General features: G+C 67.2%; 11 protein-coding genes. 6 read left to right on the forward strand and 5 right to left on the reverse strand.

Going from position 1 to position 17,418, the window contains the following annotated elements; genetic code table 11:
- Together Q0D45_RS12450 and Q0D45_RS12455 are read left to right on the forward strand one after the other, a co-directional pair.
- Positions 1–610: WS/DGAT domain-containing protein (locus tag Q0D45_RS12450; protein ID WP_293393274.1), on the forward strand; the 610-nt coding region annotated here is incomplete at its 5' end.
- Positions 611–669: 59 nt separating this feature from the next.
- Positions 670–1,191, forward strand: coding sequence for a DUF2059 domain-containing protein (locus tag Q0D45_RS12455; protein ID WP_293393276.1), 522 nt, complete (start codon positions 670–672; stop codon positions 1,189–1,191).
- 47 nt (positions 1,192–1,238) lie between these two features.
- On the opposite strand, the gene Q0D45_RS12460 is transcribed toward Q0D45_RS12455, so the two are convergent.
- A complete protein-coding gene (locus tag Q0D45_RS12460; protein WP_293393278.1) occupies positions 1,239–3,422 on the reverse strand; it encodes a primosomal protein N' in 2,184 nt (727 codons plus the stop codon).
- Positions 3,423–3,785: 363 nt separating this feature from the next.
- Here Q0D45_RS12460 and Q0D45_RS12465 point away from each other — a divergent pair, with 363 nt between their 5' ends.
- From Q0D45_RS12465 to Q0D45_RS12480, 4 genes are read left to right on the forward strand one after another with little or no spacing between them, the layout of a single operon-like run.
- Positions 3,786–4,712 carry a DMT family transporter gene (locus Q0D45_RS12465; protein ID WP_293393280.1) on the forward strand — a complete coding sequence of 309 codons (927 nt, stop codon included), beginning with the start codon at positions 3,786–3,788 and terminating at the stop codon, positions 4,710–4,712.
- Complete coding sequence (locus tag Q0D45_RS12470; RefSeq protein ID WP_293393282.1) at positions 4,709–5,116, forward strand: DUF3224 domain-containing protein; 408 nt, start codon at positions 4,709–4,711, stop codon at positions 5,114–5,116. Before Q0D45_RS12465 ends, Q0D45_RS12470 begins: the two co-directional genes overlap by 4 nt.
- 13 nt (positions 5,117–5,129) lie before the next feature.
- Entirely contained in the window at positions 5,130–5,630 is a 501-nt protein-coding gene (locus tag Q0D45_RS12475) for a YgjP-like metallopeptidase domain-containing protein (RefSeq protein ID WP_293393284.1), read from the forward strand.
- A complete protein-coding gene (locus Q0D45_RS12480) occupies positions 5,627–7,030 on the forward strand; it encodes a PLP-dependent aminotransferase family protein (protein WP_293393286.1) in 1,404 nt (467 codons plus the stop codon). Before Q0D45_RS12475 ends, Q0D45_RS12480 begins: the two co-directional genes overlap by 4 nt.
- Before the next feature lie 9 nt (positions 7,031–7,039).
- Here Q0D45_RS12480 and Q0D45_RS12485 read toward each other — a convergent pair whose 3' ends face one another.
- From Q0D45_RS12485 to Q0D45_RS12500, 4 genes are all read right to left on the reverse strand, one after another.
- Entirely contained in the window at positions 7,040–7,267 is a 228-nt protein-coding gene (locus Q0D45_RS12485; protein WP_293393288.1) for a DUF2970 domain-containing protein, read from the reverse strand.
- A 107-nt stretch (positions 7,268–7,374) separates the two neighbouring features.
- A complete protein-coding gene (locus tag Q0D45_RS12490; protein ID WP_293393290.1) occupies positions 7,375–8,583 on the reverse strand; it encodes an MFS transporter in 1,209 nt (402 codons plus the stop codon).
- A 95-nt stretch (positions 8,584–8,678) separates the two neighbouring features.
- A complete protein-coding gene (locus Q0D45_RS12495) occupies positions 8,679–13,499 on the reverse strand; it encodes a hypothetical protein (RefSeq protein ID WP_293393292.1) in 4,821 nt (1,606 codons plus the stop codon).
- A 37-nt stretch (positions 13,500–13,536) separates the two neighbouring features.
- Positions 13,537–17,418: hypothetical protein (locus tag Q0D45_RS12500; RefSeq protein ID WP_293393294.1), on the reverse strand; the 3,882-nt coding region annotated here is incomplete at its 5' end.

Here is a 17,418-nt window from a genome sequence, read left to right on the forward strand (position 1 = left end):
CGTGACCCTGAACGACGTCGTGCTGGCGATCTGCGCCGGCGCGCTGCGGCGCTTCCTGAAGGAACTGAACGTGCTGCCGCGGCGCAGCCTGACCGCCGGCCTGCCGGTGTCGCTGCGGCCCAAGGGCGACGAGCAACTGGGCACCGCGATCAGCTTCATGCTCGCCGATCTCGGCACTTCGATCGCCGATCCGGTCAAGCGCCTGCAATGGATCCACAGCTCCACGCTCGGCGCCAAGGAGCATCTGCAGAGCCTGCCGAAGAGTGGCCTGAACAACTACACGATGCTGTTCATGGCGCCCTACATCATGGGCATGCTCACCGGCGCTGCCGGCCGCATCAAGCCGATGTTCAACCTGGCGATCTCCAACGTGCCGGGCCCGGACAAGACGCTCTATCTCGGCGGCGCCAAGCTCGAAGCGATGTACCCGGTCAGCGTGCTGCAACACGGCCAGGCGCTGAACATCACCTGCCTGTCCTACGCCGGCAAGCTCAACTTCGGCTTCACCGGCGCCCGCGATGCGCTGCCGCACATGCAGCGGCTCGCGGTCTATACCGGCGAGGCGCTGGATGAGCTGGAAGCGGCGGTGAAGGCAGCGGCGGCTGCGTGATTGATGGTGCGGGTACTGCAGGTATTCGGCCCGAAAGGGCATTCACGAGAGAGCGTCAGATGATCAAGCTGATGTTGGTGGTGGTGCTCATGTGGGGTGGCGTTGCAGTCGCGGCCCAACGCGACGAGAAGGTCCGGACTCTGATCGATCTTTGGGGGCTCTTGGACGCCATCGAGCAACAAAAAGCTGCAGTCCAGAGACAGTTGGAAACGACCGTGCAGAATTCGGTTCGCGATAATCTGAAATCCTTCGATTTGAACCCCGCTTTTCAGGCACGTGTGGATGCATTGACGCGCGAGTTCCTCGAGAAGGCGACGCAAAGCGCGTTCTCAGGCGAAGCGTATGTTGCCGAGCTAACCACGTTATTTGGTCCGGCATTTTCCGATCAGGAGCTTGACCAGCTCATTGCTTTCTACAGTTCACCGCTCGGTCGCCGCGAGCTAGCGGTGACCAAGGAAGCGGTGCCAAAAGCCATTGCCGTGGCTTCGCAGCAGGGGGCCGAGCAGCTGTTGTCGGAGAGGAAGGCGTTTTCCGATGCGCTTCGAGCGACGCTGATCGAGTGCAACTGCGCTCGCAAGTGAGCGAGCCGGTCGATCCGGGCAGCCTTACAGACGATCGGCCACAGATTTCAAAACAAATCCGCCGGATCGATATCCAGCGACCAGCGCAGCCGGGTCTTCTGGCCCAGCGCTTCGATCTCCGGCAGCCAGACGCCGAGCAGGCGATGCAGCGCCGAGCGGGACGGACTCTTGAGCAGCAACTGGCCGCGTTGATAGCCGGCGCGGCGCGCCATCGTCGCCGGGGCCGGACCGAGGATTTCGACCTCGTCGGCAGCCGGTAATTGGCGGCGCAGTGTGCGCAGGAAGTTCATCACTTCGCCTTCGGTCCGCGCTTCGACCCGCAGCAGTGCCAGGCTGGCGAATGGGGGCAGGCCGAACTGCTTGCGCTCGGCCATCAGGGTCGCGGCGAACGCCGGATAGCCGCGCTCGACCAGCAGGCGCAGCAGCGGATGTTCGGGCTGATGGGTCTGCAGCAGCACTTCGCCCGGCGCATCGGCGCGGCCGACTCGCCCGGCAACCTGAGTGACCATTTGCCCCATCCGCTCGATGGCGCGGAAATCGCTGCCGAACAAAGCCTGGTCGACATCGATCAGGCCGGCGAAGGCGAGGCCGGCGAAGTCGTGGCCCTTGGCCAGCACCTGGGTGCCGACCAGCAGTTTCACATCGCCGCGCTCGACATCAGCCAGCAACCGCGCGATCGCCGTGCCGCTGGACAGGCGATCGGAATCGAAACGTTCGACCCGGTATTCGGGGAAGCGCATCCGCAGCGCGTCCTCGATCCGCTCGGTGCCCTGGCCGACTGGCACCAGCTTGCCGCCGCAATCGCTGCAGGCCGGCGGGATCGGTTCGACGTGGCCGCAGTGATGGCAGGCCAGGCGCTTGCGGGCGCGATGGACGACCAGCCGCGCATCGCAGTTCGGGCACGGCGTGACGGCGCCGCAGTCGTGGCAGAGCAGCACCGGCGCGTAGCCGCGGCGGTTCAGGAACAGCAGGGCCTGATGGCCGGCTTCGAGCTGGCGCGACACCGCCTCGATCATCGTCGGGCTCAGGCCGTTGTCGAGCGGCGCGTGGCGCACGTCGAGCAGATGGATGCGCGGCGGCGCCTGGCTGCGAACGCGCTTCAGCAGGCGCAGATGCCGGTAGCGGCCGGTATTCGCGTTATGCAGCGATTCCAGCGACGGCGTGGCGCTGCCGAGCAGCACCGGCGCGCCGGCCCGGCGGGCACGCAGCACGGCGACATCGCGGGCCTGGTAGCGCAGGCCGTCCTGCTGCTTGTAGGAGACGTCGTGCTCCTCATCGACGATCACCAGCGCCAGCCGCGTCATCGGCACGAACACCGCCGAGCGGGTGCCGACGACGATGCGCGCGCGGCCATCGCGCGCGGCGAGCCAGTTGCGCGCGCGTTCGGTTTCGCTCAGGCCGGAATGGAAGCTGGCCACGCCATCGCCGAAGCGGGCCTTGAAGCGCGCCGCCAGCTGCGGTGTCAGGCCGATTTCCGGCGCCAGCACCAGCACCTGGCCGCCGGCGGCGAGCACGGTTTCGGTCAGCCGCAGGTACAGCTCGGTCTTGCCGCTGCCGGTCACGCCTTCGAGCAGGCTGTCAGCGAAGCCGGAGCTCAAGCCGGCATCGAGCGTGGTCAGTGCGGCGGTCTGTTCCTCGGTCAGCGGCAGGCGGGCTTCGAGCGGCGTGACCCTTTCCAGCGCGCAGCGCTCGGCCCAACCGTTGTCCAGCGCCTTCTTCAGCGCCGCCGCGGCATTCGGCAGTGCGGTGCGGACTTGCGCGCTGCTGCCCGGCGCCGCTGCCAGCAGATCGAGCAGCGCTTTCATCGTCGTCGAGCGCGCCGGCAAGCTCGCCATCGCTGCACGACCGGCTTCGGTCAACTGCAGGCCATCGGGCGGCGGCATCGTCACCGGCTCGCCGCGCCGCAGCGGGCCGGGCAGCGCGGCGGCGATCACTTCGCCGAGCGGGTGCAGGTAGTAGTCGGCGACCCAGCGGCACAGCGCCAGCAGTTCGGGGCCGACCATCGGCCCGGTCAGGGCAACTTCGTCGAGCACGGCAGTGATCGGCCGCGGCTCGAACTCCGGGGTTTCCACGTCCCGGACTGCATCGACCACCACGCCGATCAGCTCGCGCCGGCCGAACGGCACCCAGACGCGCACGCCGGGTACCAGCGCTGCGAGCAGCGAGTCCGGCGCTTGGTAATCGAAACGCTGCCGCAAGGGCACCGGTACAGCGACTGTGACGAGCTTCACGGGCGGCCTGTGGATAAGGATGTGTACATCATTGAAGCCCGCGCACAGCTTTTGTCGCGGCGCAACATCGGTCGCTGGGCAATCCTCAAAGCTGAAAAATTAATGATCACTAATTCAATGACTTGAATATTTTTATCAAGGCCTTGGTGGAAACGGGACTTGATAGTCCCGGAATTGTCAGTTGAACGGGGCTTGTGCATAAGCCCGTTGCCTCGTGCGCAATTCCGGTGCAAGCCGGACCAGGATCGAGGCGCGGAAACGGGTTGCCATCATAGAGCCGTGGCGCCTCGGCTTATCGGCGGCATCGCGCTGCCGGCTGTGAAGTCCGACAATGCCGGCCTTCCCGAAGCATCCGATCCCGCGATGTCGTCGCCCGATTCCGCCCCTGCTGTCAGCCGTAGCGGCCTGCCTGGCCTGGTGTTGGGCGCGGTGCTCATTGGTTTTGCGGCGATCATCGTCCGGCTGGTCGACGTCGGGCCGACGGCGGCGGCGTTCTGGCGGCTGGCGATCGCGGTACCGGTGCTCGGCCTGCTCCGTTGGCGGCTGCAGTCGCGCAGCGAGGAGCCGCCGGATCGCCGTGCGCTGGGCTTGATGCTGCTCGCCGGTATCGCTTTCGCGCTCGATCTGGCGCTGTGGCATCGCTCGATCCATCTGACCGCGGTCGCCAACGCCACCCTGATGTCGAACCTGTCGCCGGTGTTCATCGCGCTGACCCTGCATTTCGGCTTCGGCGATCGCCACCCGCCGCGTTTCTGGATCGGCCTGGCACTGGCCCTGATCGGCGCCGGGGTGCTGGTCGCCGACAGTTTCCGAATCAGCCACGAGACCGCGATCGGCGATCTGCTGGCGGTCGGCACGGCGGTGTTCTACGCGATCTACCAACTGCTGGTCAGCCGCAGCCGGCGGCGTTATTCGGCGCTCGACGTGATGTTCTACGCCAGCCTCGCCGGTGCTGCGCTGCTGCTGCCGATGGCGTTGCTCAGCGGCGAACGCCTGCTGCCCACGGGCCCGCGCGACATCGCGCTGCTGCTGGCGCTCGGCCTGGTCGTCCACATCGGCGGCCAGGGTCTGATTGCCTGGGCGCAGGCGCATGTCACCGCTTCGTTCGCGAGCGTGACCCTGCTGGTGCAGCCGGTTGCCGCGGCGGTGTTCGCCTGGGTGCTGCTCGGCGAAGGTTTCGGCTTGCAGCAGACGCTCGGCGGCATCGTCATCCTGGCCGGCATCCTGAACTGCCGGCTGGCGATGCCTTCGCCTATCCTGCCGTCCAACCCACCCAGAGCTTCGCCATGACCACCCAGACCGCTTCCGGCGCATTCGATGTGACGCTTGCACCGCTGAGCCTCGATCAGCCTGGAAACGACAGCGCGCGCGGCCGCATGCGGCTCGACAAGCGCTTTCACGGTGGGCTCGACGCCACCGGTGCCGGCGAAATGCTGACCGGCATGGGCAGCGTCAGCGGCTCGGCGGCTTATGTCGCGATCGAACGGATCAGCGGCACGCTCAACGGCAAGACCGGCAGCTTCATCGTCGTCCACCGTGGCGTGATGACGCGCGGCGCGCCGGAACTGGCGGTGACCATCGTGCCGGACTCCGGCACCGGCGAACTCGCCGGCATCAGCGGCGTGATGAATCTGATCGTCGGCAACGGCCGCCACAACTACACGATCGACTACAGCTTGCCGGCAAGCGCCTGATCGCCAGGTTGCAATGACCGATCTGCCTTACCTCGCCGGCTACCCGCCGGCCACGCTCGATCAGGTGCGCAAGCTGATCGCCGAGCAGCGGTTGAGCGCGCATCTGGTGAAGAAGTATCCGGCGCGCCACGAGATCCAGTCCGACAGCGCGCTGCAGACCTATGTCGGCGATCTGAAGAGCGAATACCTGCGCAGTGCGCCGCCACTGCACCGGGTCTGCTACGAAGGCGGCATGGAAGCGGTGCGCAATGCGCTCGGTGTGCATGTCCGCTCGTCGCGCGTGCAGGGCGGCAAGCTGAAGATGAAGCGCGAGATCCGCATCGCCGCCGTGTTCCGCGAGGCGCCGCCGGAGTTCCTGGAGATGATCGCCGTCCATGAGCTGGCCCACATCCGTGAGCAGGATCACGACAAGGCTTTTTATCGCCTCTGCGAGCACATGCTGTCCGACTACCACCAGCGCGAATTCGATGCCCGGCTGTGGCTGACGGCGCGGCGCCTCGAAGGCGGCAAGTGACGCTCTACAAGCGCTACGCCGACGAACTCGCGACCCTGATCGCCAGCGGCGCGCTGCAGCCGGACGAGCGTCTGCCGTCGGTGCGCGAAGCCAGCCGCAAGCGCGCGCTGAGCGAGATGACCGTGCTGCGCGCCTATCACCGGCTGGAAGCCAGCGGCCTGATCGTCGCGAAGCCGCGCTCCGGTTATTACGTCTGCGCGCAGCGCGCCAAGCCGCCGAAGCCGGCGCTGTCGAAGCCGCTGGCGCGATCGACGACCATCGACAAGAGCGAGCTGATCTACGAACTGCTGGCCGCCATCCGCCGGCCCAGCGTGGTGCCACTGGGCTCGGCGTTTCCAAGCCCGAAGCTGCTGCCGCTGAAGGCGCTGCACGCCTCGTTGAACCGCAGCGTGCGCGGGCTTGATCCCTGGCGCACGGTGGTCGATCTGTCGCCGGGCAATCCCGAGCTGCGGCGGCTGATCGCGCTGCGCTATCGCGGCGACGGCATCGCCATCGAACCGGAGGGCCTGGTGATCACCGATGGCGCGATGGAAGCGCTGAGCCTGTGCCTGCAGACGGTCACCTCGCCGGGCGATGCGGTGATCATCGAATCGCCGACCTTCTATGCCTCGCTGCAGGCACTCGAACGCTTGCGACTGCGCGCCGTGGAAGTGCCGACCGATCCCGAAACCGGTGTCGATCTCGATGCCCTGGCCACCGCCCTCAAGCGCCACAAGCCGGCCGCCTGCTGGCTGATGACCAGCTTCCAGAATCCACTCGGCGCATCGATGCCGGATGCCCGCAAGCAGGCGCTGGTCGCGCTGCTGGCGCAGCATGGCGTGCCGTTGATCGAGGACGATGTCTATGGCGAACTGCATTACGGCGAATCCAGGTTCAAGCCGGCGAAGGCCTGGGACGAGGAAGGCTTGGTGCTGCACTGCTCGTCGTTCTCGAAATGCCTGGCGCCCGGCTATCGCATCGGCTGGGCCGCGCCCGGACGCTACACGGCGAAAGTCGAGCGGCTGAAGCTCGGCAGCAGCCTGTCGGCGGCGGTGCCCTCACAGCTGGCGCTGGCCGATTACCTCGCCACCGGCAGCTACGAGCGCCACCTGCGCAAGCTCCGCGAGCAGTTGATCGCCGGACGCGACTCTATGCTCGCGGCGATCCAGCAGCACTTCCCGGACGGCACGCGGGTGACCCGGCCGGACGGCGGCTACTTCCTGTGGGTGGAGCTGCCGAAAGGTGTGGACACGCGAGTGCTGCAGCAGGCCGCGCTGGCGCAGGACATCAGCCTGGCGCCCGGCGCGCTGTTCTCGGCGCGCGACGATTTCGGCCATTGCCTGCGTCTGAACTACGGCCATCCGGACGATGGCCGTGTCGACGCGGCGCTGGCAACGCTCGGGCGTCTCGCCCGCGCTTGAAGCCGTGCTTCAGGGGGCGGCGAACGCCAGCGCCAGCTGGGCAGCAGCGACGAACAGGCCGACCACGACGCCGGTCAGCAGCACGCCGACGATGATGAAATGCAGCGGCTTGCCGCTGTTGAAATCGCGCACCCGATTGCGATGGCTCTGCACGCCGAAGAATGCCCAGGCGACGCTCTGGATCACCTGCAGGGTCGACACGCTCGGTGCTTCGGTTTCGGGACGTTGGCTGGACATGGCGGGCTCCTCGTTGGGTCCTGGATGGACGCCGCCACGATGAGCCCGATGACCAGGCGATCCAAGCACCAGATAGCGCGTGAAAAGCTAGAGCAGATGCGCGCGGTCTAGATTGCGCGAGCTGGCACTAGCCGCGCTTCCCGTACCGGCAGGCAGCTCAGTGCGGCGATCAGCGCCAGCACCATGTCGGCGATCCACATCCACGAGTAATCGCCGAAACGGCTGATGGTCAGGCCGCCGAGCCAGGCGCCGAAGAAGCCGCCGATCTGGTGGCTGAGCAGGGTCAGGCCGAACAGGGTGCCGAGATAGCGGGTGCCGTAAAGCTTGGCGACCAGCCCGGCCGTTGGCGGCACCGTGGCCAGAAAGGTGAAGCCGAGCCCGGCGGCGAACAGGTAGACGCTCAGCGCGTTGCGCGGCGAGATCATGAACAGTGCAATGAACAGCGCGCGGCTTGCGTACATCGCGCAGAGCAGCGATTTCATGCGGACCCTCTGACCCAGCCAGCCGGCCGACAGGCTGCCGGCGATGTTGAACGCGCCGACCAGCGCCAGCGCCGTGCCCGACACCGACGGCGACAAGCCGCACAGCGCGACTTCACCCGGCAGATGGGTGACCAGGAAAGCGACGTGCACGCCGCAGGTGAAGAAGCCGAAATGCAGCAGCCAGTAGCTGCGGTCGGCGAGGGCGATGTTCAGCTGCGCGCGCAGGCCGGCGTCGGCAACGGCGGCCGGCTTCGCAGGCCCGGCCAGACGGCCCGCCAGCGGCAGGCTCAGCAGGGTCGACGCGGCGAGCGCATAGGCGGCGGTGATCCAGCCGAACGCGGCGATCAGCGCTTGCACGATCGGTGCGAACAGCAGCTGCCCGAACGAGCCGCCGGCATTGATGAAGCCGGCCGCGAAGGCGCGCTTCTCGGCCGGCAGCTGCTGCGAGGTCGCGCCGATCAGGATCGAGAACGCGCCGGCGCCGGCACCGGCGGAGGTCATCACGCCGAGACAGACCAGCAGGCCGAACTTCGAACTGAACGACGGCGCCAGCGCCAGCCCGGCGGCCATCAGCAAGCCGCCGAAGACGACCACGCGAACCGAGCCGGTCTGATCGGCAATGGCCCCGAACAGTGGCTGCACCGCACCCCAGACCAGCTGGCCGATGGCCAGCGCGAAGCTGATCGAGACGATGCTCAAGCCGGTGCTGGCGCCGATCGGCTGCATGAACAGGCCCAGCGACATCCGCGCGCCCATGGTCAGCGCCAGGATCGCAGCGGCAGCCAGCATCAGCGTCCAGGCGGCGCGGGCGGAGGTGGCGGTCGGGGTGGTCATCGGCGGATCGGAACTCGCTGGGCGGGGCGATGCAGCCTAGCGCAGACCGGCCGCTCCGAGCCTCGCCCCCGGTTTGTACCCGGGGCGCTATCGGCTCACAGCTCGTCGCTGGCCTCCGGCTGGTAGCCGAGCACGTACAGCTCGCGGGCGAAGACCAAGCGTTCAGCGACTGCCGGCAACGGATGGACAGCGCTGCTGATGGGCGTGCTCAGCTGATCTTCGCCATCGCTCAAGTGACGCTCGAACTCGCGCAGCACCAGACGCGCCCGGCTGCCGGCTTCGAGCGGCGGCAGCACGATGCGGGCCTGGAACAGCAGATCGTTGCGGCGGATCAGCGGCAGCAGACGCGAGCTGCGAATCGCATCGGTGAAAGCGGTACTGCGGCGGATCGCCACGAACCCGGTCGGCGCCCGTTCGACCAATACCTGACCGTCACCATCGCTGCGGGCTTCGACATCGGCGCTGGTCGGCTTCGGATTGCTGGCATCGACCCAGTCGAGATCGGTCTTCAGCTTCGAGGTCTGCAGCTGCAGCGCCACTTCCATGCGGTTGCGGCTGCTGCCGAGCAGTTGCTCGTTCAATGATGGGCTGATGACGAAGTTGCTCAGCGGCTCGGCCAGATTTCCGACCGGCCCCTTGTCCGGCGCCGGGCCGTAGACCTTGAACTCGTAGACGCGCTCCGGATGGGCAATGACCCGAATCTCGCGCAGCGGCGCAAGCTGCGCGAACGGCGCTTGCACCACCGGCGACAGCTTGCAGCGACTCAGCGCCTGCGGCTGCAGGCGCACCAGCGCCAGACGCACGAACGGCGTGTAGCTGCGTCCGCATTCGATCTCGATATCGGCGTACCACTGATCGCGCTGCTCGTCGAAGTAGACGCGGTGGCCGGCCACCGGCAGCAGGCGGTTGCCAGCTTCCGGCAGCGGCGCATTGACGGTCATCACGCGCGCCGGGAACGCCGCCGGCGTCACCGCATCGTAGGGCTGGCGCGAAGCGAACAGCGGATCCTGGCCCCATTGGGTCACGAATGGTTCCAGCGCTTCGAAGCCCGGCGCATCGAGCTCGATGTCCGGCAGCACCACGCCCAGCAGTTCGCCTTCGCCGCTGGAGTACCAGGGACGGTGCAGGTAGACGCGCAAGCCGTTGCCGCGGCGAATGCAGCTGTAGTTGTCGACGTTGCCAGACTGCTGCCAGCGGAAGGTCGGGATCACTGCGTCGACACTGGCCGGCAGTGGTCGGACCGTGGCCGGCACGATGCGGCCTGGCGCCGGCGCCATACCGGAATCGAGCAGTGGTGCGCCGGCCGTTGCCAGGCTGCTCAGTCCAGTCTGGCCGTTCTGGACAGCTGGATACTCGGCCCAGTACTCGGCCGGCAAAGCCAGCGGCGAGCCTTCGAACACGGCGCCGGTCTGCTGCAAGTTGTTGGGATCGGCGCTGATCGACAGCGGCAGATATTCGCGGAAGCGGCTGCTCGCGCGCAGCTGGTAATGCACCAGGCGGAACTTGCCGTCGCCGAACTCGTGCCGGTAATGCGGCACCTGCTCCGGCTTCTCGCCGGAGCCGAGCGACGCGAACACCACTTGCCGTTGCGGCTCGTCGCGATCCAGCGGCGGCTGCTCGATGCCGACCTCGCGCAGCTGTGCGCTCATCCGGCGGCGGACCAGTGACGTGCCCGGGCCGTTGTCGATCCATTCCATCCAGTCGCCGAGCACTTCGAGCTTGCCGGTCGTGCGGCCGTGCAGGCGCACCAGCGTCTTGCCGGCCAGGTCGGCATAGGTATCGCCGGCCTTGCGAACGACGTCGAGGTTCTCGAACAGCGGCGCGCAGATCGGCCGCTGCGTGGCATGCACCAGGGTCAGCAGGCGATCCGGTGTCAGCATCCAGTGGCAGCCGGCATAGGCCTGTTCCAGAGCCAGCAGCGCGGCATCCTTGTTGCGGTGCTCCTGTACCCAGGACGGCAGCGCCAGATGGCGACGGAAGTGCGGATTCAGTACCGAGGCGTAGCGCACCGGCGCCACCTCGCCCTTGCGCAGGAACACCCGCAGCAGGCGCTGGTCGTGATCCCATTCCGGCAGCTTCGGCCGCAGGCTGGCGTTGACCGAGCAGGCGTCGATCGCCAGTTCCTCGCGCTGTTCGAGGATCGCGATGCGGCAGCCCTGTACCTGCGGCCAGCCCAGATTCGGATCGACGGCGTTGCGGACGATCAGCACGTAATGCTCTTCCTCGCGGGCACCGGGCACCCGGCGGATGAAGACGCCATCTTCGCGATCGAGCCACCACAGGCTTTCGCCGTTGCCGAGGTCTTCGCGCTCCAGCGCTTCCAGCGTGTCGCGATCGATGCCCGGCAGGCCGCGGAAGGCGATGGCATCGGCCAGCGGGTCCGGCAAGTACGGCGTCAGCAGCGTTTCTTCGCGATGGACAACGTAATCGCCGGGCTCCAGCCGGAAGCCTTCCGGCGGCGTTTCGGTCAGCGGCACTTCGGGCGACGCCGGCTCGCCGGGCGGCGGTACCTGGCCGGGCTTCGGCGGCGTGATCCGCAGCACCGAAGCACCGCCGTGATAGAGCGTGCCGGCTTCCTTGGCGGCGATAGTTGCGTAAGCCAGACGGATCTCGGCTGGCGTGGCGCCGCTGAACGCCGGCTCGAAGGCGCCGTGCTGCTCGGCCATCACCTGCGACACCTTCGGCGGCACCAGATGACGCTGGTTGACGTCGGCGTAGGCGAAGCCACTGCTGGTCGGCTCGTTGTCGTCGTAAGGCGTCTGCTGCAGGTAGTCGCCCGTGCTCAGGCCGGCATCGCTGCGGATCACCATGCGCTCGACCGATTCGCCCTCGGAGATGCGCTGCTTCAGTGCCAGCGCCGGCGGATCGACTGGCTCCAGCCGCTGGTAGACGATCGCCTGGGTACGTTGCGCGTCCTGTTCCAGCGAAACGTCGCCGAGCTTCAGGCTATTGCCGGCCAGATCGACAAGCCGCGCGCGCAACTGGTAGCGCTCGCCAAAGCGCAGCTTTGGCAGGCTGCCGGGCAATGCTTCTGCAGTGCCGATCAGCGGGCTCTGCTTCGGCAGCACATCGCCAGCATCGCCGCTGCCGTGCTCGGTGACGGTTTCCTCCTGAATCTGGCCGTGTTCGTTGCGAGCGACGATGCGCCGGCCCGGCCGCGCTGCGACCAGGCTCCAGCCAGTCCAGCGGAACATCGCCGAATGCAGGTAGTGATCCTCCGGCGTGCCGGCCGGCGCTTCCTTCAACACTTGTGGCGGCGCGCTGGTGGTGCTGGCGCCCTTGACGTAACCCTCGTCGCGCACCGGTTCCAGATCTCGACCATCGGCCGCAAGGCGATAGCGCACCTGGCGTTCGCACAGCGACAGCCAGCGACCGTGGCTGGCAGCGAGCACGTCGACCCGGTAGCCGTGCAGCAGATCCTCGATGTACAGCACCGCCTTGGCGAAGTCCTTCGGCTGATTCTCCAGCGTTGCGTTCTTGATCCGTGCCGCGTGGGCCAGATTGCCGTTGGCTTCGGCGCGGCCGTTGCGCAGCAGCGCGATGCCACCGGAGCGCAGCACCGCCACCGATTCCTCGACGCTGGTCGTGTAGCTGAGTTCGCCCGGCTTCTCGAGCGCCTTGGCATCGGCGGCCGAACTGCCGATGTGCTTCAGATGGCGCTCCAGCGCCAGCGCCGTGCCCAGCGTTTTCAGCGCCGCGCCATCGACATCGACCTGGGCGAGGTTGTAGGTCTCCGCTGACGGCAGGCCTTTGGCGTCGGCCGGCCGGGGTTCGCCGACTTCAGCCAGGCGCATCAGGCCATCGCGATGCTCGAGCGGCAGGCGGCTGGCGGTGATGAAGCGATCGCCGAGCAGATCGAAGGCGGTCATCGGCAGGCTGTCGATGACATCGCCACGCGGCTGGCGCTCGATGATCAGCCGCAGTCGTCCGGACAGCCGGCCGCTGGCCGATGCCGCGGCTCTCTTGCGCAGCCGGCCACGATCGCGGACCACGACGTCGAGGATCAGGCCAAGATCGCGCAGCACGCTCGGCGCGTCGGACAGCAGCGCGATACTGCTGTGGAAATCGATGTCCGGCTGCTGCACGGCGACCGGCTGGTGCGCTGGATCGGCGTACCGGAGATCCTCGGCTTTCAGATCGTTGGGCCCGTTGCCCAGCTTCTGGCGGCGTGGGTCTTCGCGCTGCAGTTCGGGGCGCGAATAGAAGCGGTTGGCCAGCGCGAACGCGTAGTGGGCATCGGAGCTGTACAGACCACCGAGCGGGGCCGGCCGACGTGCCGGTAGCGCACGCAGCAACTGTTGGCTGTTGCCACCGACCGACTTGCCCTCATCGAGCCGACCGTCGATACCGACCACTGCACGTACTGGCTCGCCGAAACGCTCGGGCTGCCGGCTCAGCGAATCGGCGAGCACGCTCGGCTGCTTGTGGCTGGCGCGGTCGCGATCGAGCCGCACGCCGAGATCGCCGAGCAGGCCATGCAGGCCGCCACGCTTCGGCCCGAACAGTGACGGCCGCTGGAGGCCGTCACTGGCAGCGAGTTCCGCGTAGCGGCCCTTCAAGGTCGAGATCACCGCGTCGGCCGGATAGTCGCGCAGGTTGTTCGCCGACATGTCCTTGAACGCGAAGCCGCGAACGAACAGATCGGCCGGAAACATCAGCGGCCAGAGATCGGGGTTGGGTCGCGAGGTGACTTCGAGACGGAACGGCTCCGGCTCGCCGTCGACGGCCAGCAGGAAGCTGGCACGCGACAAGCTGTTCGGCCAGTTGTGCCAGTCGGCATAGGTATCGGCGCCGAGTTGCTGCTCGTCCTCGTTGAGCGCGGTCATCCGTGGCGACACGACGATCGACAGGGCCAGTTCGCCGTCTGCAGTGAAGCCATTCGGCAGGGCGGTCCAGATCAGGGTTTGAAGAGCCATGGGCGTTCTTCCGGTACAGGAAACAGACAGGACAGCGTCAGGCGAAGGCTTCGCAGTAGGTCCGCCACGCGTATTGCGTGTCGTCGTCGATGGCCACGCCCTCGTCGGGGCCGAGCAGCGCGGCGAAGCTCGGATCGCCGTTCGAGCCGGCGAAGCTGCGCTTGGCATGGATGCCGACCGAAGCCGAGAAGATGAACAGGCTGATCTCGACGGTGATCGTCGCCTCGCCTTCGCACTTGCCGGAATCCGGGAAGTAGTTCAGCGCCAGGTACAGCTCGATCGATGCCGAGATCAGGCCCAGCACGTCGACCTCGCCACCCATGCGCAGGTAGCCGGTCAATTGCGCGGATTCATCGCTCGAGCCCTCCAGCTTGCCGATCCGGAAGTAGATGCCGGCCATCACGTGGACGCTGCCACTGGCCACCGCGAAATCGACCGCGAGACAGGCGCCGAACTCGAAGCTCGCTTCCAGCAACTGCACGCCGTGCGGATCGATGACGATGCCGAAGAAGCCGCCGCCGCCGAGGAAGGACACGGTCAGGTTGAACGGCTGATCACGCGTGCAGAAGTTGAAACGCACCGCCACCGGCTGGCCTATGAACGGCACCGTGAAGCCGGCGCCGAGGCTCAGGTTGGTGAGGCTCATGACGCCGAGCGTCAGGTTCGGCAGCGCCATCGAGAAGCTGGCGTCGACGCCCTTTTCGGTGATGCTCAGCGCTGGCGGATCGGAGAAACCATCGAGCGGAATCAGATCGCGCAGCGTTTCGACAAAGCTCAGCACGCCGACGAAATGGATGCCGCCCATGCGCACGTCGACATCCATCTTGCCGTCGCCGCTGACCTTGAGGCCGATCTTCTCGAAAGCGATCTCGATGAATGCGGCATCGCCACCGAACAGGCAGAGATCGAAATTCGACAGCGAGCAGTAGGCGTTGACTGCCGGATCGCCGCCGCTCTTTTTCATCCGCGCTTCGACGCCGACCACGAAGCCGCGCTTGTCATGCGGGTTGAACAGCGGCACGGCAGCGCTCGGCCAGGGGCCGATTTCCGGATGCCAGTCGAAGCGCAGCACCAGCTCGTCGCCGAGCAGCGATTCGAGGATCGGCAGCAGCGCATCGGCGGCATCGACGATCTTGCCGACCAGGCCGATCAGGGTCAGCGCGGTCTGGCGGATGCCATCCGGCAGCAGGCTCATCGGCCGCAGCCGCTCTTCCAGCGTCGGCAGCAGGGCGCCGAGCTGGGCGAGCAGCGGCGCCACGTCCTCGATCTTCGGCGCTGCCGGATTGTCCTTGGCCAAGGCCTTCTGGATGCCGTCGATGATGTCCGCCGCCTTGCCGGCCGCGGCCTTGGCCTGCTCGAACAAGGCCGGCAGTTTCTTGATCGCTGCCAGCAGCGCTTCGGCCTGGCCGACCCGCAGGCGCACCGCTTCGAGCTGCTGGCGGGCGACGGCCTGCACGGTCGTCGACAAGGCCTGGCCGGCACCCGGAAAGCCGGCGGCCACCGGGTTGCCGAGCTTGGCCAGCCGGCTGTCGAGCGCACTGCGCAAGTTGGTCAGCAGACCGCTCAGCGCGCCGAGATCGGCTGGCAGCGGCTGTGCGGCGTTGTCGAGCGCGGCGACGCCGGTGGCGATCGCATGGGCTGCGGCCTTGGCCTTGCTGATGACGTTCTCGACCGCACTCTGGATCTGCGCCGTTTCGGCATCCAGCAGCGCCAGCTGTGCCTTCGCTTCGCGGAACGCCAGTTCGGTGACTTGACGGATCGCCGCTTCGACAGCCTGCTCGGCGGCCTGCCGCAGCAGCTGGTCGAGATCACCCAGTTCGCCGAGCCGGGCCAGCAGCGAAGCACCTTCGGTGGCGGCATCGGCAACGAAGCGCGGCAGCTTCGGCAGGTTATTGCCGAAGTCCGCCGGCAGCAGGCCCTTGATCAGTTCGCCGAGGGGAATACAGCCGAGCAGCAGCGGCCCGCCGTCGCCGAAGAAGCTCAGCGGATCGAAACTGCCATCGGCGAACTTGCTGGCATCGCCAGCCACCGGGCCGGTGATGTACGACAGCGCCGACGGTACAAGATTGGGTTGCACCAGGCCGCCGGAGCGGTTGCCCTGCGCGCTGAAATCGAGGGACGGCCCGCCAGTGATTTCCGCGAACACGCCGCCGGCACCATAGCCCTGGGCCAGCTTCAAGTAGCTGGGATGGAAACGGATCGTGGTGCCGCCACTGGCGCCGCCAAGTCCGGCCAGCGCCGGTACCCGGACTTCCGCCTTGCGTAGCTGCGGATAGGTGTACGGCGGTTTGCGATACGGCAGGTTGGCGGTATGGCCTTCGAACTCGATGCTGATCACTTCGGCATCGGTATCGCCGGCCTTCTGCGGCGGATCGGCGAGATCGGAATGCGCGAAGCGGACTTTCTGGTTGCGGCACTGCGCGGTGCGCGAGGTTTCCGGATCGGCATCCCAGCCCTGGCGGGCGCTGGCGAACGGCCCCTGGTCGTCGACTGGCCGGCCGGTGAACAGGTCGTTGCCGATGAAGATCGACGGCAGCTCGAAATCCAGCCACTGGCCGTTCAGGCCGAGCGCGCGGTAATGGAACGCGTAACGGCTGCCCGAGACGACAACCGGCCAGAACAGGCGCGGCCCCTGTTCGGCGCCGTTGTGCTTGAGGTCACTTTTCTCGGGTGGCTGGATATCCGGCGTGGTGCGAGTCAGCAGATCGACGCGGACGAACGGGAAGCGGCGCGGCAGATGGATGCCGGCACCGATGCCGCCGATGTTGACCGGCGGCATCGCCACCGCGTTCTGCTCGTAGTCGCGGACCGGCTGCTTGCAGACCAGGAACATCCGCTGCCGGACGTAGGCCGGATTGCCGGGCTTGTCGTGATGGAAGCGCCGCTCACTGACCTTGACCAGCGATACCTGATGACCGAACGGATACAGGAAGCCCTTGTAGACCACGCGCACATAGTGGTCGCGGCTCTGGGTCGCCTGGTGCACCCATTCCTCGACCGCCAAGCCCGGCGGCGGCTCCCAGTTGCCGCGCGCATCGAGCCAGCCGCCGAGCGCCGACAGCATCAATTGCTTGGCGTCGACCGCCTCGTGACCGGCGCCGCCACCGAGGCGGAAATTGCTGCTCTGGTGAACGATGTTGAAGCGGTCGCGATCGTCCAGTGTCATCCGGAACGGCTTGTTGTAGGTCGGCGGTTCAGGCTGATCTTTCGGGCCATCGCCGACCTGCCAATCAGCGTTGAAGTAATGCGGCCGCGAATCCGGGCCGACCCGCGCCCAGATCGCTCGCAGCCGAGCGCTGGCCGCACCCGGATCCGGCGCCAGCTCGGTCCGCCACAGCGCGGTGTGGCCGCTGGCCGGGTTGTGGGAAGGCACCAGCTCATGACGGAAACGGCCATCCTCGTTCGGCGACAGGATCAGCCGGAACGGCAGTTCCAGCGCGGTCTGGTTCGCCTCCGGATTCTTCGGTGCCGGCGGGCGCAGGAATTCCAGCGTTGGCGTCGCCACGACCCTGGCCATATTGACCGCCGTGATCGACGACAGGCTGCCGGCCGCATTGAGCCGGGCTGCCGGGATAGCCGCAAGGGGTGCGACAGCGGCCGCGGCGTAGCCTTCGACGCGAGTGATCGCTGCCGGAGCAGCCGCCTTGATCGTCGCGATTTCGGCGCGGCGCAGCAGCAGGCTGAGCGCCGAAGCACCGAGACTGCCGGCGATCTGCTGATTGCTCAGGGCATTGGCGAGCACCGCCGCCTTGTGGCCGCTGTTCAGCCGGGCGAAGGCCTTGCTGGTCGCCTTGGTGATCAGCAGGCCGCGCTTCGGCACCTGGTAGCGCGCATTGCGCTTGGCATTGCTGGCGACGTTCAACGGCAGCGCGCGACAGGCCTTGAGGATGCCGGCGACGCTGTACTCGAGCGCATCGAT

Source organism: Nevskia sp., from assembly GCF_023266035.1.
Taxonomy (GTDB): Bacteria; Pseudomonadota; Gammaproteobacteria; order Nevskiales; family Nevskiaceae; genus Nevskia.

Coding starts and splice junctions, on each gene's coding strand:
- Q0D45_RS12475 (WP_293393284.1), top strand. CDS start 5,130: ATGACCGATCTGCCTTACCTCGCCGGCTACCCGCCGGCCACGCTCGAT.
- Q0D45_RS12490 (WP_293393290.1), bottom strand. CDS start 8,583: ATGACCACCCCGACCGCCACCTCCGCCCGCGCCGCCTGGACGCTGATG.
- Q0D45_RS12485 (WP_293393288.1), bottom strand. CDS start 7,267: ATGTCCAGCCAACGTCCCGAAACCGAAGCACCGAGCGTGTCGACCCTG.
- Q0D45_RS12465 (WP_293393280.1), top strand. CDS start 3,786: ATGTCGTCGCCCGATTCCGCCCCTGCTGTCAGCCGTAGCGGCCTGCCT.
- Q0D45_RS12470 (WP_293393282.1), top strand. CDS start 4,709: ATGACCACCCAGACCGCTTCCGGCGCATTCGATGTGACGCTTGCACCG.
- Q0D45_RS12495 (WP_293393292.1), bottom strand. CDS start 13,499: ATGGCTCTTCAAACCCTGATCTGGACCGCCCTGCCGAATGGCTTCACT.
- Q0D45_RS12455 (WP_293393276.1), top strand. CDS start 670: ATGATCAAGCTGATGTTGGTGGTGGTGCTCATGTGGGGTGGCGTTGCA.